General features: G+C 60.6%; 16 protein-coding genes and 1 pseudogene. 15 read left to right on the top strand and 2 right to left on the bottom strand.

The window, feature by feature from the left end:
- The first annotated feature begins 173 nt into the window (after positions 1-173).
- From NB231_RS19165 to NB231_RS17810, 15 genes are all read left to right on the top strand, one after another.
- Positions 174-842, top strand: coding sequence for a DEAD/DEAH box helicase family protein (locus tag NB231_RS19165; protein ID WP_005002666.1), 669 nt, complete (start codon positions 174-176; stop codon positions 840-842).
- 33 nt (positions 843-875) lie between these two features.
- Positions 876-2,489, top strand: a complete 1,614-nt coding sequence (locus NB231_RS19160; RefSeq protein ID WP_005002665.1) for a DEAD/DEAH box helicase — start codon at positions 876-878, stop codon at positions 2,487-2,489.
- Positions 2,490-2,607: 118 nt separating this feature from the next.
- The gene (locus tag NB231_RS19155) at positions 2,608-2,892 is read left to right on the top strand and encodes a hypothetical protein (protein ID WP_005002662.1); all 285 of its coding nucleotides are present in this window, start codon (positions 2,608-2,610) and stop codon (positions 2,890-2,892) included.
- A 167-nt stretch (positions 2,893-3,059) separates the two neighbouring features.
- Positions 3,060-4,328, top strand: coding sequence for an ATP-binding protein (locus tag NB231_RS10785; RefSeq protein WP_005002660.1), 1,269 nt, complete (start codon positions 3,060-3,062; stop codon positions 4,326-4,328).
- A 336-nt stretch (positions 4,329-4,664) separates the two neighbouring features.
- Positions 4,665-5,318, top strand: a complete 654-nt coding sequence (locus NB231_RS19145; RefSeq protein WP_005002658.1) for a site-specific DNA-methyltransferase — start codon at positions 4,665-4,667, stop codon at positions 5,316-5,318.
- Positions 5,285-5,692: a site-specific DNA-methyltransferase gene (locus NB231_RS19685; RefSeq protein ID WP_232210546.1), complete on the top strand. Its 408-nt coding sequence runs from the start codon at positions 5,285-5,287 to the stop codon at positions 5,690-5,692. Before NB231_RS19145 ends, NB231_RS19685 begins: the two co-directional genes overlap by 34 nt.
- Complete coding sequence (locus NB231_RS19140) at positions 5,622-7,004, top strand: DNA methyltransferase (RefSeq protein WP_005002655.1); 1,383 nt, start codon at positions 5,622-5,624, stop codon at positions 7,002-7,004. Before NB231_RS19685 ends, NB231_RS19140 begins: the two co-directional genes overlap by 71 nt.
- A gap of 680 nt (positions 7,005-7,684) precedes the next feature.
- Positions 7,685-8,566: a methylisocitrate lyase gene (prpB, locus tag NB231_RS10775; RefSeq protein WP_005002653.1), complete on the top strand. Its 882-nt coding sequence runs from the start codon at positions 7,685-7,687 to the stop codon at positions 8,564-8,566.
- Positions 8,567-8,587: 21 nt separating this feature from the next.
- Positions 8,588-9,712 carry a bifunctional 2-methylcitrate synthase/citrate synthase gene (gene prpC, locus NB231_RS10770; RefSeq protein WP_005002651.1) on the top strand — a complete coding sequence of 375 codons (1,125 nt, stop codon included), beginning with the start codon at positions 8,588-8,590 and terminating at the stop codon, positions 9,710-9,712.
- A 50-nt stretch (positions 9,713-9,762) separates the two neighbouring features.
- A complete protein-coding gene (locus NB231_RS10765; RefSeq protein WP_005002650.1) occupies positions 9,763-11,211 on the top strand; it encodes a bifunctional 2-methylcitrate dehydratase/aconitate hydratase in 1,449 nt (482 codons plus the stop codon).
- Between the two features lie 500 nt (positions 11,212-11,711).
- On the top strand, positions 11,712-14,390 hold the full coding sequence (gene aceE, locus NB231_RS10760) for a pyruvate dehydrogenase (acetyl-transferring), homodimeric type (protein WP_005002649.1): 2,679 nt from the start codon (positions 11,712-11,714) through the stop codon (positions 14,388-14,390).
- A gap of 78 nt (positions 14,391-14,468) precedes the next feature.
- Entirely contained in the window at positions 14,469-15,794 is a 1,326-nt protein-coding gene (gene aceF / locus NB231_RS10755) for a dihydrolipoyllysine-residue acetyltransferase (RefSeq protein WP_005002648.1), read from the top strand.
- Between the two features lie 130 nt (positions 15,795-15,924).
- On the top strand, positions 15,925-17,700 hold the full coding sequence (gene lpdA / locus NB231_RS10750; protein WP_005002646.1) for a dihydrolipoyl dehydrogenase: 1,776 nt from the start codon (positions 15,925-15,927) through the stop codon (positions 17,698-17,700).
- Positions 17,701-18,011: 311 nt separating this feature from the next.
- The gene (locus NB231_RS10745) at positions 18,012-19,469 is read left to right on the top strand and encodes a catalase (RefSeq protein WP_005002645.1); all 1,458 of its coding nucleotides are present in this window, start codon (positions 18,012-18,014) and stop codon (positions 19,467-19,469) included.
- 137 nt (positions 19,470-19,606) lie between these two features.
- Positions 19,607-20,685 (top strand): IS630 family transposase gene (locus NB231_RS17810; RefSeq protein ID WP_156777111.1). Its coding sequence is split into 2 segments (ribosomal slippage): positions 19,607-19,979 and positions 19,979-20,685, totalling 1,080 coding nucleotides; the frame shifts between segments, so codons are not numbered across the junction.
- Positions 20,686-20,901: 216 nt separating this feature from the next.
- Here the strand turns inward: NB231_RS17810 and NB231_RS10730 are convergent.
- Positions 20,902-21,306, bottom strand: a pseudogene (locus NB231_RS10730) (IS4 family transposase); the annotation flags it as partial.
- A gap of 152 nt (positions 21,307-21,458) precedes the next feature.
- The gene (locus tag NB231_RS10725) at positions 21,459-22,130 is read right to left on the bottom strand and encodes a group II intron maturase-specific domain-containing protein (RefSeq protein WP_005002641.1); all 672 of its coding nucleotides are present in this window, start codon (positions 22,128-22,130) and stop codon (positions 21,459-21,461) included.
- Between the last annotated feature and the right edge of the window lie 13 nt (positions 22,131-22,143).

Below are 22,143 nucleotides of genomic sequence, written 5' to 3'. Positions count from 1 at the left end.
CTTCGACCGTGGATCATGCTGATCTCCGCGGAGGGTTGCCGCATTACTGTTTCGCTCGGGCGGGCCGTATTCGGCTTACCAATCACGAACAATACAAATGGGCACTCACGTTTCCCGCTCAGCCGGACAAACCGTGACGTCGCCTGCACGAAGCTGCTTCGGTGCGAGGGGGTATGGCGCTTCATCCCGATTTCCCGAAATCACCTTACGCAATACCGCATCCGGACCAGCGCTGGTTCCCGGCCGCGGAAGACCTGCACACCACCGCCTACGAGAAGCTGCTGCCCCCGCTCGTCGCCAACATCCGCCGGGAGGTCGGCGACTGGCGCCAGCGCGGCTATCCGGCCGCCACAGCCACATCGAGGGCGCTGTTGCAATGGTGGTTCCGCACCGATCACATGATCGAGCAGGCCGACGGCCGCCTGAGCCGCTTCCAGTACTACTTCGCGCAGCGCGAGACGGTGGAAACCGTCATCTGGCTCTACGACGTCCGCAAGGCCCGCGACAAATTCGATCTGATGCGCTTCGATGCCTCCGGTGCCGTCTCCGCCGGCCTGTTCCCGGAGGATTGGCCGCGCTACGTCGGCAAGATGGCCACCGGCTCCGGCAAGACCAAGGTGCTGTCCCTGCTGATCGCCTGGAGCTACTTCCACAGGCTCTACGAAGCGGATTCGGCGCTGGCCCGCAACATGCTCGTGATCGCGCCGAACATCATCGTGCTCGATCGCCTGCGCAGCGACTTCGACGGCCTAAAGATCTTCTTCAACGACCCGGTGCTGCCCGACAACGGCTTCGCCGGGCGCAACTGGCGTGATGACTTCCAGATCACACTGCCCATCTAGGACGACGTCCGCATCGTCCGGCCGACCGGCAACTTGTTCCTGACCAACATCCACCGCGTCTACCTCGGCGACCTCAGGGAGCCCTCGCTGGACGACGACGATCTGACCGACTATTTCCTCGCGCCCTTCGGCCCCAAACCGGCTGGCAAGACCACCGACAGCCAGACCGATCTGGGGGAAATCGTGCGCGAGATCGACGAACTGGCCGTGTTCAACGACGAGGCCCATCATGTACACGACGAGCGCATGGCGTGGTTCAAGTCGATCCAGGACATTCACCACCGGATGCTGCAGAAGGACACTCGCCTCGCGCTGCAGACCGACGTCACCGCCACACCCAAGCACAACAACGGCGCCATTTTCGTCCAGACGGTCTCCGACTATCCCTTGGTCGAGGCCATCCACCAGAACGTGGTCAAGCACCCGACGCTGCCGGATGCGGCCAGCATCGCCCGCCTCAATGAGCAGCCCAGCGCCATCTTCGAGGAGCGCTACGCCGACTACCTGCGGTTGGGCGTGGAGGAATGGCGCAAGAGCGCCGAGGAGCACAAGGCGCTGGGCAGGAAGGCCGTGTTGTTTGTGATGGTAGACGACACCCGGAACTGTGACCAGGTGGGCGCCTATCTGGAACGGACCGCGCCGGAGCTGGCAGGCAAGGTGCTAGTGATTCACACCAAGAAGAATGGCGAGGTCTCCGAGGCGGCCGGCAAGAAGACCAGGGACGAGCTGGAGAAGCTGCGCCGGGCATCCAACGAGATCGATGGCTGGGAAAGTCCCTACAAAGCCATCGTCTCCGTGCTGATGCTCAAGGAGGGCTGGGACGTGCGCAATGTCACCACTATCGTGGGCCTGCGCGCCTACAGCGCCAAGAGCAACATCCTGCCCGAGCAGACGCTTGGCCGCGGCCTGCGCCGTATGTACTTCGGCAGCGACACGGCCGAGCACGTCTCGATCATGGGTACCCGCGCCTTCATGGAGTTCGTGGAGTCGATCAAGACCGAGGGCGTCGAGTTCGAGCGCAAACCCATGGGCCAAGGCGCCACCCGCCAGCAGTCGCTGGTGGTAGAAGTGGACGAAGGGAACCCGGACAAGGATCTGGACGCATTGGACATCGCCATTCCCAGGCTGTCGCGCCGCTTCAACCGGAAATACAAAGATCTGGCCGCGCTGGATCCGGCGGCCTTCACCCACACGCCGATCCCGTTCAAGCCGTTCACGCCCGAGGAAACCCGCGAAATCGTCTTCAAGACCATGCTCAATGGCGAGGTGCACCACACGGTGAAGCTGGACGACCTCGCCCCGGTGGACCATCGCCCGGTGGTCGGGTTCTTTGCCCGTCAAATCCTCAAGGAGCTGCGCCTGGTCGGCGGCTACGACCTGCTGTACCCCAGGTGCGCGCATTTCTGCGCGACCGTCTCTTCGAGAATGCGCCCACCCACCTCGACGACCCAACGGTGCTGCGCAACCTCGCCGAGCCGGAGGCCGGCAAGATCATCTTCGACCGCTTCAAGACCGCCATCAACGCGCTCACCGTCCGGGACAGCGGCAGCTCGCGAATTGAAGACCACATCCGCCTGCGCCATACCCGGCCGTTCCGCACCGATAACCGCGAATACCTGCCCGCGAAGCGATCCGTCTTCAACATAATGGTGCCCGAGCCAACCGGCGGCGGCTTCGAGCTGAAGTTCGCCCGTTTCCTGGACGACGCCCCGACATCACGAGCTTCGCCAAGAACTACCTCGCAGTCGGCTTCAAAATCGACTACGTGAAGGCCGACGGTGATCTGTCCAACTACGTGCCCGACTTCCTCGTGAAGACGCCGGACGGCACCGTTTGGATCGTGGAGACCAAGGGCCGTGCCGAGATCGACCTGCCGCAGAAGATGACCCGCCTGCGCCAGTGGTGCACGGATGCTACCGAAGCAAGCCAGGCCGAAGGCGCCCCGGCCTACCGCTTCGTGTATGTGGACCAGAGTGGATTCGAGCGCCATCCGCCGACGTCGTTTGCCGCCCTGGTGGCAGGCTTCACGGAATATCAGGATATGCAATGACCCCGGACGAGCTGCAAGGGCAGCTGTAAGCACTGATCTCCGGTTGAGAGGGTGAGTGCGTCGAATTCAAGGAAGCCAACGATAACTTCTCGACCTCGGACATCCGCAAATACTTCTCCGCGCTCAGCAATGAAGCCAACCTCCGCGGTTGCAAGGTCGGTTAGCTGGTGTTCGGTGTCCGCAACCGGCATCGGAGCATCGTCGGCACATCGTTCCGCGAAGACCACGAACGGCTGCATAGCCTCAAGCAGCAGCTTGCCCAGGGCACGGACCCGTCGTCCAGCTTGCGCGAGATCCACGAGTTGCACACGAAACGGGGGCGTATCCTGTTGCTGGAAATCCCGCCCGCACCGCGCGGCATCCCGATTGCCTGGAACGGTCACTACTACGCCCGCAACGGCGAAAGCCTCGTAGCCCTGGCGCTGGACAAACAGGACGAGATCCGTCGTCAGAGTGCAGCGGACGACTGGTCGGCCGCCATTTGCCCGAATGCGAGCCTGAGTGACTTGGATCCGGATGCTCTGGCCAAGGCACGCGACATCTTTGCCGCCCGGTTTGCCGGACGCATCCCCGAGAGCACCATTCGCGACTGGGATGACACGACGTTCCTCAATCAGGCCAAGCTTGCTATCCACGGCCAGACTACCCGCACCGCCGTGCTTCTGGTCGGCAGGCGGGAGGCCACGCATCTGCTCAGCCCGTTCGTCGCCGAGCTGAGCTGGAAACTGGAAGGTGAGGAGCAGGACTACGAACACTTCTCCCCGCCGTTCCTGCTGGAGACTTCCCGGCTGTACCAGCGCATCCGTAACGTCCGGCTGCGCCTACAACGGCCCGGCGAGCTGATCCCGGTCGAGTTTCCCAAGTACGACCAGCGCATCGTGCTGGAAGCCCTGCATAACTGCGTTGCCCACCAGGATTACACCCGTTGCGAACGGGTGCTGGTGATCGAGCGTCTGGGTGAGTTGGTGTTCCAGAACGCCGGGGACTTCTTCGACGGCGTGCCGGAGGACTATGTGCTCGGCAACAAAACACCCACCCGCTATCGCAACAGCTTCCTCGCCCAGGCCATGGTCAATCTGCGGATGATCGACACCATGGGCTTCGGCATCCGTGAGGTGATGTTCCGCGGCCAGATGAAGCGCTACCTGCCGCTACCGGATTACGATTTGACCGACACGGCGCACGTGGTGCTACACCTGCCCGGCCGGTTTATCGATGAGAACTACAGCCGCGCACTGTTGACCGTTGGAGACGTAACCCTAGCCGAGGCGCTGGCACTGGACCATGTGCAGAAAGGCCAGGTGCCGGAGGACAGCGTCCTGCGTAGCCTGCGTAAGCGCGGATTGGTCGAGGGCCGTAAACCCGCACTGCACATCAGCGCACGGGTAGCGGCCGCTACGGGTGACAAGGCCCGCTACATTCTCACCCGGCGCTAGGACGATGCCCACTACCGGCAGCTAATACTGGACTACCTGCGGCAGTTCGGCGAAGCCCGGCGCGTGGACCTCCGGGAGCTGCTGCTGGGCAAGCTGCCAGAGGTGCTGGATGACGCCCAGAAGGAGAACAAGATTCACAACCTGTTGTCGTCCATGCGGCGTGAGGGATTGATCGATCGTTTCGGCCCGAGAGCCCACGCTCGCTGGCGCTTGGTTAAATCTGGTTCGGCCGTTGAGACTAACAAAGAAAGCTAACCAATAACTTGGGTAATATTCTGATAATAAATATATTTTTCTTTGATAGAAGCGTTGCTATGACCTGACCGGAATCTAAAGATGAGCCGAGCTAACAAAGATGCCTATGAGCTGTCCGACGCCGAAAAGCGCGACTTGATCCAGCTCATCCAGGCCGGCAAGCCGCTGCCGGAGCGCTACCGCTTCCTGCTGTTCGAGGACAAGCGCGAGGTGGAGCTGGTGTGGAACGGCAAGACCGCCGACGTGTGCACCGCGGAGCTGCCGTTCCAGACCCTGGAGCACGTAGACGAGCCGCGCGCGGAGACGAAGCTGCAGGGCGACCTGTTCGACGCCCGCGGCCGGCAGACCGGCGGCTGGACCAACAAGCTGATCTGGGGCGACAACAAGCTGATCCTGTCCTCACTGAAGGCCGGCGCCCTGCGCCGCCAGATCGAGGAGGCCGGCGGCCTGAAGCTGATCTACATCGACCCGCCGTTCGACGTCGGCGCCGATTTCTCCATGGACATCGAGATCGGCGGCGAGACCTTCCACAAGGAGCCGAACCTGCTGGAGCAGATCGCTTACCGCGATACCTGGGGGCGCGGGGCGGACAGCTTCATCAGCATGATCTACGAGCGACTGATTTTGATGCGGGATTTGCTGGCGGAGGATGGGGTGATGCTGCTGCACATGGGTTGGATAGCCAACACGTGCGGCTTGCGATGGACGAAGTGTTCGGGCGGCAGAGCTTCATAAATCAGATCATTTGGCGGCGTCAAACGGCTCACAGTGACATCGGCCAAGGATCAGCGCATTTGGGCCGCATTCACGACGTAATTCTGCTCTATTCAAAGGGCGAGCGGTTCACTTGGAACATGCAATACCAACCTTACTCGCAAGAGTACACAGATGCGTTCTACAAGTACGTAGAGCCTGAATCAGGCCGCCGCTATCGCTTGAGTGATGCAACGGCGCCAGGAGGAGCAAGCAAGGGGAACCCGCGCTACGAATTTCTTGGAGTTACACGTTTTTGGCGCTTCAAGAAGGAGCGCATGGAACATGCTATACCAGCAAGATCGCATAGTGCAAACGAAACCCGGTACCGTGCCGCAGCAGAAACGCTACCTTGACGAGATGCCCGGAGTCCCGTTGCAAGACTTGTGGCTAGACATCAACATGGTCCAGCCTCAAGCGTCCGAACGCACGGGTTACGCGACCCAAAAGCCCGAAGAAATGCTTGAGCGCATCATCAAGCTCGGCACCAATGGAGGCGACCTCGTCGCGGATTTCTTCGCCGGCTCCGGCACCACGGCGGCGGTCGCGGAAAAACTCGGCCGCAAGTGGATCGCCACCGATCTCGGCAAGTTCGCCATCCACACCACGCGCAAGCGCCTGATCGGCGTGCAGCGCGAACTCAAGGCCGCCGACCGGCCCTTCCGCGCCTTCGAAGTGCTGAACCTGGGCCGCTACGAACGCCGGGCCTACCTCAATGTCGGCGGGCGGCTCTCCGCCGAGCAGCGCGAACAGGCGCTGGTGCAGAAAGAGCGCGAATTCCGCGAGCTGGTCCTGCGCGCCTACAAGACCGAGCCGCTCGACAACGACAGCTTCTTCCACGGCAAGCAGGCTGGGCGGTTGGTGGTGATCGGCCCGATCAATCTGCCGGTGGGCCGGCTGTTCGTCGAGGAGGTCATCACCGAGTGCCGCAAGCGCGGCGCGACCCGCGTGGACCTGCTCGCCTTCGAGTTCGAAATGGGCCTGTTCCCGGCGGTGCTGGAAGAAGCCAAACAGAAAGGCATCGACCTCACGCCGAAATACATTCCGGCCGAGGTGTTCGACAAGCGCGCGGTAGACCGGGGACAAGTGGTGTTCCACGACATCAGCTTCGTCGAGGCCACCCCGCGCTACGCCAAGGACCGGAGCACCCGCGACCGGCTGACCCTGCGGATCAAGCTGACCGATTTTTCCGTCTACTACACCCAGGGCGCGGCCGAGGCCGCGATCAAAGCACTCAAGGACGGCAAGAACGGCGTGATCTGCGATCAGGGGCAACTGGTCAAGATCAGCAAGAGCAAGGACGGCGCGGTCAAACGCGCGGTGCTGACCCGCCACTGGACCGACTGGGTGGACTATTGGGCGGTGGATTTCAACTACCAATCCCGCAAGGAAATCATCACGGTGCCGGCGGGCGCGGGAGTCGACGGTGTGCTGCCGGGCTTCGAGGCGCCGCAGGGCGAGATGCCGCTGGAGTTCGAGCGGCGCTGGACCGGCGGCTACATATTCGAGAATGAATGGCAGAGCTTCCGCACCCGCCGGAACCGCGAGCTCGAGCTCATCACCGCCGAGCACACTTACGACCACCCCGGCCGCTACACCGTGGCGGTGAAGGTGGTGGATATCTTCGGCAACGACACCATGACGCTGGTGCCCGTCTCGCTCGGCTGACCGAACGGCGCGCTGCGCTCACCCCGCGCCACCGACACCTTGTCAGCGAGATCTCCGAGCGGCGGCAAACGCAGGAGGTATAGTCACAAGAATTCCAGGTGGACCGGCTGCCTGAGAACTTGGCGCTGCTCACATACAAGTCGGCCCATATCAACGCTCCGGGAGAGCTTGAGCGCCACACCCATCGTTCATCGCGTGGCAGTACCGACCTGGGTAGGCAAATGCTCTTTCATCAAGGCATGCCCACCGAGGCGTTCCTGAGAGGTGTAACCTAACTCTGCGGTGCAGCGAACCTGCGATGCTGATACAACTCTCGCCGTCAAGAGGGCCGAACCGTTGATTGAATCACATGGCAGTTCTCTGATGGGGGCGCAGATGTGCGGCCCGGGCAGTTGCGCCGACGGTGAATCATGCTGATCTCCGGATTGATTGCCGCATTACTGAGTTCCGTCTGCGGGTCTGAGCGTACTCTAGGGACGCGCGTCGTAGGATCTGCGCTCGCTACACGCCGTCGCAGGTTGCCCACCACTAGGAACCGCCTTCAGTGACGCGGAATCACACTCGACACAAGGCTAGAAAATTTCATACTGGCGATAGGCGCCGCCGCGGCTATGGCGCCATAAGGCTTGGTGCTCGTCGCTAGAACCACCTCGACGAGCTGACACAGGAGGAGCGCATCAATGGCAATCGTGGAAAGCGCAGGCGCGCGCTTCCGCAACGCCCTCGGCCAAGAGCGCCCGTTGCAGATTATCGGCGCCATCAACGCTTATTGCGCTCTGCTGGCCGAACGGGCGGGCTTTCGCGCGCTCTATCTGTCCGGGGCGGGGGTGGCGAATGCCTCGCTGGGTATGCCCGACCTCGGCGTCACGAATCTCGCCGATGTGGCCGAAGAGGTTCGGCGCATCACCGGGGCCTGCGATCTGCCCCTGCTGGTCGACGCCGATACCGGCTGGGGCGGCGCGTTCAATATTGCCCGCAGTGTGCGCGAGCTGCTACGGGCGGGCGCGGCGGCGCTGCATATCGAGGATCAGGTTCAGGCCAAGCGCTGCGGCCACAGACCCGGCAAGGCACTGGTGGCGAAAGAGGAAATGGTCGATCGCATCAAGGCGGCGGTCGACGCCCGCTACGACGAGCAGTTCGTGCTCATGGCCCGCACCGACGCCCACGCCAGCGAGGGCTTGCAAGCGGCTATCGAACGATCCTCGGCTTACGTGGCGGCCGGCGCCGATATGATTTTCGCCGAAGCCTTGCAATCGCTGGCGGAATACCGCGCCTTCACGGCCGCCGTCGAGGCGCCGGTGCTGGCCAACATCACGGAGTTCGGCCGAACTCCGTTGTTCTCGGTAAATGAGCTGCGGCAGGCGAGGATCGCGATGGTACTCTATCCGCTCTCGGCATTCCGTGCCATGAGCCGGGCGGCGGAACGAGTCTATGCGACGATCCGCGCCGATGGGACTCAACAAGCCATGCTCCCGCAGATGCAAAGCCGGGACGAGCTCTACGAGGTCCTCGGCTACCTGAATTACGAGCGCAAGCTCGATGAGCTATTCGGCCACGACTAGGCCCTGAACAGGAGCAGCGCGATGACAGAGAAGAAAACGCTACCGAGTCTGCGCGGAGTCGTGGCCGGCGAGACCGCGCTATGTACCGTGGGCAAGGAGGGCGCCGGGCTGAGCTACCGGGGCTACGATATCCGTGATCTCGCTAACCACGCCACATTCGAGGAAGTCGCCTACCTACTGCTCTACGGTGAGCTCCCCAACCGCACGCAGTTGCAAGAGTACTGTGCGCGGCTCGCGTGTCGGCGGGCGCTGCCACAGGCACTCAAGGAGGTGTTGGAGCGGCTGCCGCGCACCGCTCACCCGATGGATGTCATGCGCACCGGTTGTTCCGTGCTCGGGGTGCTCGAGACGGAGCGCAGCTTCGCGCAGCAGCACGAGGTGGCCGATCGTCTGCTCGCGGCCTTACCGGGCATCCTCACCTATTGGTATCGCTACAGTCACGACGGTGTGCGCGTCGACCCAGCAACCGCAGATGCTTCGATCGGCGGCCAACTCCTGCATTTGCTCGGCGGAGCGCAACCCAACCCGCTCTACGAGAAGGCCATGCATGCCTCGCTGATCCTCTATGCAGAACACGAATTCAACGCCTCCACTTTTACCGCTCGGGTCTGTGCCTCGACTCAGTCCGATATGCACTCGTGTATCAGCGGTGCCATCGGTTCGCTGCGCGGACCACTGCACGGCGGCGCCAACGAGGCGGCCATGGCTATGCTCGAGCAATGGTCGAACCCGGATGAGGCCGAGCGGGCGATCCTGGGCATGCTCGAGCGTAAGGAGAAGGTCATGGGCTTCGGGCATGCCATCTATCGGAGCCAGGACCCACGTAATGCCATCATCAAGGCCTGGTCACGAAAACTTGCCGAGGAGGTCGGCGATAGCCGCTTGTACCCAATCTCCGAGCGGGTCGAGGCGGTTATGTGGCGGGAGAAGCGCCTGTTTGCCAACGCCGATTTTTATCACGCCTCCGCCTACCACTTCATGAGCATCCCGACCGAGCTGTTCACGCCAATGTTCGTCCTCTCGCGCATCACCGGCTGGTGCGCCCATGTGATGGAGCAGCGTCAGAACCCCCGCATCATCCGACCGAGCGCCACTTACACTGGCCCGGGGCCCCGCGCCTGGATTCCAATCGGGGAGCGCCCCTGAGGCGGCTATCAGGCGCTTGATACGACACACACTGAGCAGGACAAAAATCGATGAGCCGAGGAGCTAGCCGAAGCACGCGGCGACCACCGCCGGATGCTGAACTACTCGATACCGCCGAGTACGTGATCAATGGCGAGATCACCTCCGCCGAAGCCTATGAGACAGCGCGCTACTGCCTGATGGACGCGCTGGGCTGCGCTCTGCTCGCGTTGCAGTACCCGGCCTGCACCAAACTGCTCGGCCCGATCGTTGCCGGGGCCGAGATGACCGATGGCGTGAAGATTCCCGGTACCCACTTCCGCTTGGATCCGGTGCAGGCAGCTTTCAATATCGGTGCCATGATCCGGTGGCTGGATTATAATGATACGTGGCTAGCTGCCGAATGGGGCCACCCCTCTGACAATCTCGGTGGAATCCTAGCAACGGCCGATTACCTCGCCCGCCGCGCAACAGGCTCGCAGCAGCGGGTAATGAGCATGCGCGATGTGCTCACTGCCATGATCAAAGCCCATGAAATCCAAGGCGTGATTGCCCTGGAAAACAGCTTCAACCGGGAGGGGCTGGACCATGTGCTATTGGTTCGGCTCGCCTCGGCCGCGGTGGTCACCGCCCTGTTGGGCGGCAGCCGCGAAGATGTGGTCAACGTCTTGTCGCAGGCTTGGATCGATGGCGCGGCGCTGCGCACCTATCGCCATGCGCCGAATACCGGCTCACGCAAAAGCTGGGCTGCCGGTGACGCCTCAGCGCGTGGGGTACGTCTGGCGTTGATGACCCTAACCGGCGAGATGGGCTATCCTTCAGCCTTGTCGGCACCCACCTGGGGCTTCCAGGATGTGCTGTTTGGGGGCAAGCCGCTGAAGTTCTCGCGCGGCTACGGCAGCTACGTGATGGAGAACATTTTGTTCAAGCTCACCTATCCGGCCGAATTTCACGGCCAAACGGCGGTCGAAGCCGCCATGGTGCTGCATCCAGAGGTTCATCACCGCCTGAGCGCAATCGACAAGGTGGTTATCGAGACGCAAGAGGCCGGCGCGCGCATCATCGACAAAACCGGGCCACTAGACAATCCCGCCGACCGAGATCATTGCATTCAATATATGGTGGCCATAGCTTTGATCTTTGGTCGTTTGAGCGCGGCCGATTATGAGGACGAAGTGGCGGCGGATCTACGTATCGACGCCTTACGGGCAAAGATGCAGGTTTCGGAAAACGCGCAGTTCAGTCGTGATTACCTGGATCCACAGAAGCGATCCATCGCCAATTCCGTGCAGGTATTCTTCACCGACGGCAGCAAGACCGAGCAGATCCGGGTGGAGTACCCTATAGGTCATCGGCGCCGCCGCAGCGAGGGTATCCCGGCGCTGATCCGCAAATTCGAGGCGGCACTCGCTACCCGTTTCGCGCCACGCCAGGCCGAGCGCATCAAAAAAGTCTGTAGCAGCCAGGCGCGCCTGGAAGCGATGCCGGTGGACACGTTCATGGATTGCTGGGCGTTGTGAGACACCGCAAGTCGGCGGTTTGACGTTACCCAGAGGGGTCGACGAACGAAATATAATAGCAAAATAAGTAAGCGGCCAGGCACCTGGCTGCGGCGCCGGCTTCATCTGACTTCTTTAGCCCGGAAGTTTCATGAATCGGGCCTGCCGGTATCGCTCTGCTTGACCCGCTCATGGGCATAACCCGCACAGGTTTACGCAACAACCGGATCGAATTGCGAGGACACGCGGGTGATTGACGCGGGCAAAATGCTGCAGCGAGGCCACTATACTCAGCACTCGAGAGCACGGCCGGATCACTGCAGTAACGGCAGTGAAACAATTATGTGCGAACTTTATGGACATCGGTATTAGAACCGCCTTTGTATCTCCGTATCTCCCAAAAATGGGCACGCACCCGAACTCGCCTCCAAAGCTCTCCCGGAAGGGCCCTGGAGCCGCAACCGCCTGCGAGCGAGCGGTGCGTGAATGGACTGGCGAATTGCTAACCCACGAGGTGAAAGATGGCAGCAAAACTGAAACCCACCCCCATTCGGGGTGATGCCGATCCCCAGGAGACCCAAGAGTGGCTCGAGGCGCTCGAAAGCGTCCTGGAATATGAGGGGCCCGAGCGCGCCCACTTCCTGCTGGAAGCGCTGGTAGATCAGTCGCGCCGACGGGGCGCCCAATTGCCGTTCAAGGCCACGACGGCCTATCAGAACACGCTCGTGCCGCAGATGGAGGAGCGATCACCCGGCGATGCCGCACTGGAATGGCGGATCCGCTCACTGATCCGCTGGAATGCCATGGCCATGGTCGTGCAGGCAAACCGCCAACGCGAAGGCATCGGTGGCCATATCGCCAGCTTCGCCTCCAGCGCAACACTCTACGAAGTCGGTTTCAATCACTTCTGGCACGCTCCGAACAAAGATCATGGCGGTGATCTGATTTTTATTCAGGGCCACTCCGCGCCTGGTATCTACGCACGGGCGTTTCTGGAAGGTCGTCTCACCGAGGAGCAATTGCACAATTTTCGGGCGGACTGCCATCCCAACGGCCTCTCCTCCTACCCTCACCCCTGGTTGATGCCCGATTTTTGGCAGTTTCCCACCGTTTCCATGGGTTTAGGCCCGATCATGGGCGTCTACCAAGCGCGCTTCATGAAGTATCTGCACAACCGCGGCATTGCCAACACCGAAAAACGCAAAGTCTGGGTGTTTTGTGGCGACGGGGAGATGGATGAACCCGAATCCCTCGGCGCCACTGGCCTGGCCGCGCGGGAAGAGCTGGATAATCTCGTGTTCGTGGTCAACTGCAACTTGCAGCGCCTGGATGGCCCGGTGCGCGGCAACGGCAAGATCATTCAGGAGCTCGAGGGCGAATTCCGCGGCGCCGGCTGGAATGTGATCAAACTCATCTGGGGCTCCGACTGGGATCCGCTGCTCGCACGCGACACCAAGGGATTACTGCGCCAGCGCATGGAGGAATGCGTCGACGGCGAGTACCAAAACTTCAAGGCCAAAGGCGGGGCTTACACACGCGAGCATTTCTTCGGTAAATATGCCGAGCTGCGGGAAATGGTCGCCAACATGACCGATGAGGACATCGCCCGCCTCAACCGCGGTGGCCACGATCCGCACAAAGTCTATGCGGCCTACGCCGCCGCAGTGAAACACAAGGGACAACCCACCGTCATCTTGGCCAAGACCATCAAGGGCTACGGCATGGGTGAAGCCGGCGAAGGCCAGAACATCACCCATCAGCAAAAGAAGATGGCCGAGGATGCACTCCGGCAATTTCGGGACCGCTTCAATATTCCCATCCCGGACGAGCAAGTCGCCGAGGCACCCTTCTACAAGCCGGAAGAAGACAGTCCCGAGGCCAAGTACCTACATGAGCGCCGCCAAGCGCTCGGCGGCTATCTGCCGGCGCGCCACGTCAACGCCGAGCCCTTGGAGATTCCGGAGCTAGCCGCCTTCGAGGCGCTGTTCAAGGACAGCGGCGAGCGTGAGATGTCTACCACCATGGCCTACGTGCGTGTCCTGGCTATCCTCGCGCGAGACAATAAGGTGGCTCCCCATCTGGTGCCCATCGTTCCCGACGAGGCGCGCACCTTCGGCATGGAGGGACTGTTCCGTCAAATCGGCATCTACGCCCCGAAAGGCCAGCTCTACGAGCCGCAGGATGCCGATCAACTCATGTACTATCGGGAAGATCGCAAAGGCCAGATGCTCCAAGAGGGCATCACCGAGGCCGGATCGACCGCGTCATGGATGGCGGCGGGCACCTCGTACGCCAATCACGGCATCGAGATGATTCCGTTCTTCGCCTTTTATTCCATGTTCGGCTTCCAGCGAGTAGGCGATTTGCTCTGGGCAGCCGGCGATATGCAGGTTAAAGGCTTCCTCATGGGGGGTACTGCCGGGCGCACCACCCTCAATGGCGAGGGCTTGCAACATCAAGACGGCCATAGCCATTTGGCTGCCGCAACCGTGCCGAACTGCATCGCCTATGATCCGACTTTCGCCTATGAGCTTGCCGTGATCATCCATGACGGTCTCAAGCGAATGTACGAGCACCAGGAGAAGTGCTTCTACTACGTCACCATGATGAACGAGAACTATCGTCAGCCGGCCATGCCGGAGGGTGCTGCAGAGGGCATCCGACGGGGAATGTATCTTTTCCGCGATGGCGGCGAGGCCAAACTTAAAGTACAGCTCATGGGCTCGGGCACCATATTCCGCGAAGTCATCGCCGCGGCCGACCTGCTCAAAGAGGACTGGGACATCAGTGCTGACCTCTGGAGCTGCACCTCATTCACCGAGCTGCGCCGCGACGGCATCGCCGCCGAGCGCTGGAATAGGCTCCATCCACTGGCAGGCACACCCCGCAAGCCCTTCGTCGCTCAATGTTTGGAAAACCGGCAAGGTCCCGCCGTAGCTTCCACGGACTATATGCGGGCGTTCGCCGAGCAGATCCGACCCTATCTGAAACGGCGTTACGTAACGCTGGGCACTGATGGTTTCGGCCGCTCGGATACCCGCGAGAACCTACGCCGATTCTTCGAGGTGGACCACCATCACGTGGTGGTGGCCGCGCTGAAGGCGTTGGCCGACGAGGGCCAAATCCCACCCCAACAGGTGGCCAAAGCCATCGAGCACTATGGGATCGATCCGGAGCGAGCGAACCCCGCTACCCTTTGATTCCGGTCGCTGCGGGACGGGGTATATCACCCGTCTCGCATTTATTGTGTGCCCAACCGCGCCAGTGGAGGAGTGTCCGTGGCAAGTGTCAAGGAGATCAAGGTACCGAACATCGGCGAGTTCAACGACGTCGATGTCATCGAAATACTGGCCAAGCCCGGTGACCGGATCAATCCAGAAGACTCTCTGATCACCCTCGAGAGCGACAAAGCGACCATGGAAGTGCCCAGTCCCGAAGGCGGCATCGTCAAGGATGTATTGATCAGCGTGGGCGACAAGGTCTCGGAAGGCATCCCAATCCTGACATTGGAGACTGTAAAAGATGCCGAGACCGCAACAGCTGAGCCCCCCACCTCGGCAAGCGAACCAGCCGCGACTGAACCGCCGGAGGAGGAGCCGCCCCCCGAGCCGCCCCACCAGCCATCGGCGGCGGTGCACCAGCTGGTGCATGACGATCAGCCGATCGCGCCACAGATCCAGACCGAGCAACGAGCGCTGCCGCATGCGAGCCCCTCGGTGCGACGCTTCGCCCGAGAACTGGGGGTGGACCTGTCCCAGGTCAAAGGCAGCGGGCCCAAGGGACGGATCACGCGGGAGAATGTTCAGAGCTTTGTTAAAGGCGCTCTGGGTAGCGGCGCCGCGGCTGTGGGCTCGGCCCAGCCGTCCTTGGGTATCCCGCGCCTGGAGCTCCCCGATTTCAGCCAATTCGGTGAAGTCGAACACCGGGAGCTCTCGCGCATTCAAAAACTCTCCGGGGCGCATCTGCACAAATGCTGGTTAAACATTCCCCATGTCACGCAGTTCGATGAAGCCGATATCACGGCGCTCGAAGAGTTTCGCCAATCCATGAAAAAGGAAGCCGACAGCCGCGGCGTGCGGCTGACGCTACTCGCCTTCCTGATCAAGGCCTGCGTTGCGGCGCTCAAGGAGTATCCACAGTTCAACAGCTCCTTGACCACCGAGGGCGATGCGCTGTTGCTCAAGCGCTACTACCACATCGGCGTGGCCGTAGATACGCGCGCCGGACTGATGGTCCCGGTTATCAAAGAGGCGGATAAAAAGGGACTCTTCGAGCTTGCCGAAACGCTCGCAGCCCTATCCCAGAAAGCCCGGGATGGCAAACTCTCCCCTACTGATATGCAAGGCGGCTGCTTTAGCATATCCAGCCTCGGAGGCATCGGCGGCACCGCATTCACACCAATCGTCAACGGCCCCGAGGTGGCGATATTGGGCGTATCCCGCGCCGTGATGAAGCCACTGTGGCAGGCTGGGGAGTTCGTACCGCGCCTGATGCTGCCGCTGTCGCTATCCTACGATCACCGGGTCATTGACGGCGCCCAGGCCGCGCGGTTCACCCGCTTCCTGTCACAAGCCTTACAAGATCTGCGTCGTCTGCTCCTATAGCACTGGACCGTGTGCAACCCAAGCGCTTAGCCGCTGAGATCGTCAAGCCGCGCCGTTCCTGGCCCATTACGGCCCGAGGGGCGCGGCCGCCCAACGTTAAACGAATCGAACACTATTGGGGAGTGGAGTCATGGCAGAACCAACGGAAGTTTGCATCCCGGATATCGGCGATTTCGAGAACGTCGAGATCATCGAGGTGTTGGTCAAACCCGATGATCGAATTCAAGCTGAAGACTCCCTCATCACGCTGGAAAGCGACAAGGCATCGATGGAAGTTCCCTCACCGATTGCCGGCGTGGTCAAGGAGATCAAGGTCAAGGTGGGTGACAAGGTCTCGCAAGGCGATTTGATCCTGCTGGCCGCGGTCGACGAGCCCGATACCATCGCCAAGGAACGCACTGAAAGCCCTGCGCAGCCGACCGCCGCGGCCCCTGCACCGGCCACCCACAAAGAATCTGCCGAACGAGCCGCTGCAACTCACCAACCGGCTGGTTCAGACGCGGATTGCGATGTACTGGTGATCGGCGCCGGACCGGGCGGTTACAGCGCGGCTTTCCGGGCCGCCGACCTCGGTCTGAAAACCCTATTGGTCGAGCGGTACCCGGACCTGGGTGGGATCTGCCTCAACGTCGGCTGCATTCCCTCAAAAGCCCTGCTGCATGCCGCCAAGATCATCGAGGAGGCAGCGTTTTTCAGCGCCAACGGCATCGATTTTGGCAGCCCGCAACTCGACTTGAAAAAGCTCACCCGCTGGAAACAACAAGTTGTTGACCGACTGACCGGTGGACTCAAGGGGCTTGCTAAGCAGCGCAAGGTGAACGTGATCCAGGGCAGCGCCCGCTTCCTGGACAACCACCGTGTCGAGGTCGATTCCGCACAAGGCAAGCGCACGCTTGCTTTTCGAAACTGCATCATCGCGGCGGGCTCCCGGCCGGCCGCACCGCCGGGCTTCGATCTGTCTCATCCGCTAATCATGGACTCCACCGATGCGCTGAAGCTCGAGACAATACCGTCCCGCCTGCTGGTGATCGGCGGTGGCATCATCGGATTGGAACTGGCAACCGTCTACCATGCCCTCGGCTCCGAGATTACCGTGGTGGAGCTGCTCGATCGCCTAATGGCCGAAGCCGATCCCAATATCGTCAAACCGCTACGGCGCATCATCGACAAGCGCTACCAAATCCACCTCAGCACAAAAGTCACCGAGGTCCAACCGGCAGAGCGCGAAATCACGGTGCATCTACAAGGTGACAAGGCCCCAGAGACGGCCAGCTTCGATCGTGTCTTAGTAGCCACCGGCCGTCATCCCAACAGCGATTGCTTGAACCTCGAGGCAACGGACGTGCAGCTCAACGAGCAGCGTTGCATCAGCGTAGATGAGCAGATGCGGACTAATGTAGCCAACATCTTCGCCATCGGCGACATCGTCGGTCAGCCCATGCTGGCTCACAAGGCGACCCACGAGGGCAAGGTAGCCGCCGAAGTTTGCGCCGGCGAAAAAAGCGCCTTCGACGCGCGGGTCATCCCGGCGGTAGCCTATACCGACCCGGAGGTGGCCTGGGTGGGCGTAACCGAGGAGCAAGCCAAGGCACAGGGTTTGGATTATCAAGTCGGTTCCTTCCCCTGGGCCGCCAACGGCCGCTCGTTAACCTTAGGTCGCGATGAGGGACTGACCAAGCTCATCTTCGACACTAAAACCGAGCGCCTCATCGGCGGCGCCCTCGTAGGGCCCAACGCCGGCGATCTGATCGCGGAGGTGGCGCTCGCGATCGAGATGGGCGCCGACTATCATGACATCGGCCTGACCATACATCCGCACCCGACGTTATCGGAGACGGTGGGCATGGCAGCGGAAGCCGCCGCCGGAACGCTCACCGATCTCTATATTCCCAAACGCCGACGCTAAGTTGACAAGCGGAGGCAGACCACTCTAGCCGATGGTGTACCTTCAAGATCCGCTGAGCCGCTATTATCAAGTACACCCCTATAAGAGATACCCGCGATTTTTTGCAAAGGGAAGGCCATTCGAGACCCACGGATGGTGGATGGCCCTCGCTTTTTTATCTATACGTCTCAACACGACTTCCGGCACGCCTGAACGGTTCGCTCCTTGATTATCAGCCATGCAAACCCAAAGGCTGGCTGTGTGGCCGCACTCGCTGAGTTGTAGAAAGCGTATGCGCTATGCCATCACACGTATCTCGCAAGGGGGAAATCATGATGCCGAATGACAACCGCAAGCCCACCACAACCGATGCCGGGATTCCGGTAGCAAGCGACGAGCATTCCCTTTCCATCGGTCCCGACGGCCCACTGCTTCTACATGATCACTACCTCATCGAGCAGATGGCAAATTTCAACCGTGAGCGAATTCCCGAGCGCCAACCTCATGCCAAGGGAGGAGGCGCCTTCGGCCGCTTCGAAGTGACCGAGGATGTCAGCCGATACACCAAGGCTGCGGTATTTCAACCGGGCACCAAGACCGACGTACTGATCCGCTTCTCCAGCGTAGCCGGTGAGCGCGGCAGCCCTGATACCTGGCGCGATCCGCGCGGTTTTTCGATAAAGTTCTACACCAGCGAAGGAAACTACGACATGGTAGGAAACAACACGCCGGTGTTCTTCATACGCGATCCGATGAAGTTCCAGCATTTCATCCGCTCTCAGAAGCGCCGTGCCGACACCAATTTACGTGACCACGATATGCAATGGGACTTTTGGACGCTGTCGCCGGAATCCGCCCACCAAGTCGTCTGGCTAATGGGCGATCGCGGCATTCCCAAAACCTGGCGCCACATGAATGGCTACTCCAGCCACACTTACATGTGGGTCAATGCCCAAAGCGAGAAGTTCTGGGTCAAATACCACTTCAAGACCGACCAGGGAATCGATTTTCTGACCCAAGAAGAGGCCGATCGGCTAGCCGGTGAGGACGGTGATTATCACACCCGTGACCTTTACCAGGCGATCGAGCGTGGTGACTATCCAAGCTGGACGCTTTACATGCAAATTATGCCGTTCAAAGAGGCTGAAACCTACCGGTACAATCCGTTCGACCTCACTAAAATATGGCCGCACGGCGACTATCCGTTGATCAAAGTAGGCAAATTGCTGCTAGACCGTAACCCCATGGACTACCATACCGAGATCGAACAGGCGGCTTTCGAACCCAACAACCTCGTACCCGGCATTGGCCTCAGCCCCGACAAGATGTTACTGGGGCGTGCTTTCGCCTACGCCGACGCGCATCGTGCCCGTTTAGGCGTCAATTACAAGCAGATCCCGGTGAATTCACCCAAAGTGGCCGTGCACAGCTACAGTAAGGACGGTGCAATGCGGGTTCAGAACGTCTCTGACCCGGTATATGCGCCCAACTCCAAGGGTGGCCCAAGTGCTGTTGGCGAGCGCTATCCAACCGATTCGACCTGGGAAACCAGCGGTGAAATGGTTCGTGCCGCCTATACCCTGCGCAAGGATGACGACGATTTTGGCCAGGCCAACAAGCTAATCAATGAGGTCATGGACGCGGACGCCCGCGCCCGCTTAGTCTCCAACGTGGTCGGTCATGTAAAGGGTGGTGTGAAAGAGCCCGTCTTGTCACGCGTGTTCGAGTATTGGAAGAATATTGATCCGGAAATTGGCGCACGGATCGAGAGAGGGGTAAAAGGAAACTAGTGTCGCATCACTCGTAAAGCGTCGTATGTGCTTATGGTGTGATAGGCTGTTTTTCCGTCTGAACAGACGGAGAGAGATCCTTGGTCAAGAAATACAAAGTGACGTTACAGGCGGAGGAGAGGCAGTCGCTCGAGGCGATGACGCAGAAGGGCTCGCATCAATCTCGGAAGGTCATCAACGCATTGATCTTGCTGAACTGCGATGAAGGCGAATTCAATCAGCGGCGCTTGCGGGGCGAGGATGTGGCCGAGGTGCTGAAGGTCAGCCTGCGCAGACTCGATCGGGTCAAAAAACGATTTGTCGAAGAGGGACTGGAGACGGCTTTGGGCGGTCGGCCGCGCCAGCGGCAGTACGAGCGCAAGGCCGACGGTGATCTGGAAGCGCGCCTGGTCGCGCTGAGTTGTAGTGAGCCGCCGAAGGGTTACTCTCAGTGGTCGCTTCGGTTACTCGCCGATCGTGCTGTCGAACTCGAGTACGTCGACAGCCTATCCTACGAGACGGTCCGCCGGGTTTTAAAAAAAACGAAATCAAACCCTGGCGGCGGATCGGTTGGGTGATTCCACCGGAGGGCAGCGCCGAGTTTGTCGCCGCGATGGAGCGGGTTTTGGACGTGTATCGACGCCCTTACGATGGTGCGAATCCGGTTGTGTGCATGGACGAGACGCCGCGACAGCTCATCCGAGAGACACGCTCGCCGCTCCTACCCGGCCCTGGGCGTGTGCAACGCCATGACTATGAGTATGAGCGATGCGGCGTGTGCAACGTGTTCATGGCCACTGAACCGTTGGCCGAAACCCGGATGACCAAGGTGACGGATCGCAAGACGAAGATCGACTGGGCGCAGTTCCTTCAGGACATTGCCGAGCGTTACGCTGATGCCGAGCGGATCACGCTGATCATGGACAACTTGAATACCCACAGACCGGGAGCGCTATACGAAGCCTTTCCCCCGGATCAGGCCAAAGCCCTCTGGGACCGTTTTGAGTTCATTTACACACCGAAGCACGGCAGTTGGCTCAATGTCGCCGAAATCGAGCTCAATGTGATGATCAGCCAATGCCTGAATCGACGAATCGACACCATTGCGCAGTTGCGCGAGCAGGTCTCAGCCTGGCAGGAGCATCGCGATCAGCTTCAGGCGAAGGTGAACTGGCAGTTCACCACGCAAGACGCACGCATCAAACTGAAGCGCCTTTATCCGACCTTTAATGCGTGACATGACACTAGTGTAGTGTTTCATTCTGTTTGGAACTTAAGCGTGAGTTGGCGCGAATGACCTTTTGCAGGATGTCGCGTGCGCTCTTGGTCCAGATGAACGGTTTGGGTTTGGTGTTGTGATGGGCAAGGTGTCTTGGCTCCGCTTCGGCAAAACGGCGGTACTCTATTAATGCTCAAGGTGCCTTAACGCATCCCATTACACACATCGTCATACCTAGTTGAGCTGTCGGGCATAGCGGGCATAGCGGGCATAGCGGGCACCCTCGACGAAGACGGCGATCTCCTGCAGGCCGAGCCAGATGGTTTTGGCTCCCGGTTCGCCATCGTGCTTGCGGGCGAGAAAGCCCCCGCGCTGAGCAATCAGGCGTAACACAGTATTGAAAGGCGGCACTTGCCTGGGTATAGGCTTTTTGTTGAGGATGAACGCCGCTCGCCACTCGTCGGGCTCGAATACGAGATCGGCCGGCAAGTCGGGGAGAGTGCGCCCGAGTCGCATCAACCGATTGATCCGCCAGGCGATCACCATATACAGCGCCAGGGCGGTTTGCAGGCGCTCGGTGTCGGCCAGCTGTAGCTGCTCGACCCGACAGCCTTCCTTGAGCACGAGGAAAAACAGCTGTCGGGTAAGGGACTGGCGCGGTACCTGAGTCCAGGCTCGGCCCGTTTCCAGCCCCTCCCCATAAGAACCGCTCGTGAGGTTTTCCCTCAAGCGGCTCACCCAGCAGGCTTCTGCGGAAGGGTTATGTGTCCTGTCGTTATTGGCAGCCGCTTTCACGAGTAGGTCTCCGCGCTCGGCAGGGGGCGCACGTGCCATCCCCAGAACAACCCGAGAACGTCATAGAGATACTCGTTACTCCACCGCCGCCACCCGACACTGCGCTTTTGCCGCCGCTTGCGTCGTGTGAGCAGGGTCCGGACTTTCATCTCGACGTAGTCGCGCACTTCGCTGAAGGCCCGACTGGCATTGCCCACCCGAAAGTAATTGACCCAACCCGCCAGGGCCGCGTTAATGCGCGCGACAAGGGTCGTAGCGGGAATCGCTCCTCCGCGCCGGATGATGTCGCGGATCTTCGCCTTGATGGCGAGACGAGCCTTCTTTCTCGGGGTCATCAGGATGAGGTATCCGTTGCCGGTTCGCTTTCGCACGCGGCGCAGGTCAAACCCCAGGAAGCTGAAGGCCTCACCGTCAAGCGTGTTGACCAGCGTCATCTTCTCCTCGTTCAGCTCTACCCCCAAGGGGGTGAGCTGTTCTTGGAGCCGTTGCCGGGCACGCTCGGCCCACCCACGTTTCGTGTGGTGGGCGCTCACGGTGATGACAATATCGTCAGCGAACCGATGATAGTTCACCGCCTCGTAGGGCCCCTGTGCCGTCTTGCGGCGAATCGCCTCGAAGAACCAGTCCACCTCGTTCAAGTAGATATTGGCGGCAAGCGGGCTGAACACGCCCTGAACGCAA

This window comes from Nitrococcus mobilis Nb-231 (genome assembly GCF_000153205.1).
Lineage (GTDB): Bacteria > Pseudomonadota > Gammaproteobacteria > Nitrococcales > Nitrococcaceae > Nitrococcus > Nitrococcus mobilis.
This window is presented reverse-complemented; position numbering and strand designations above follow the sequence as displayed.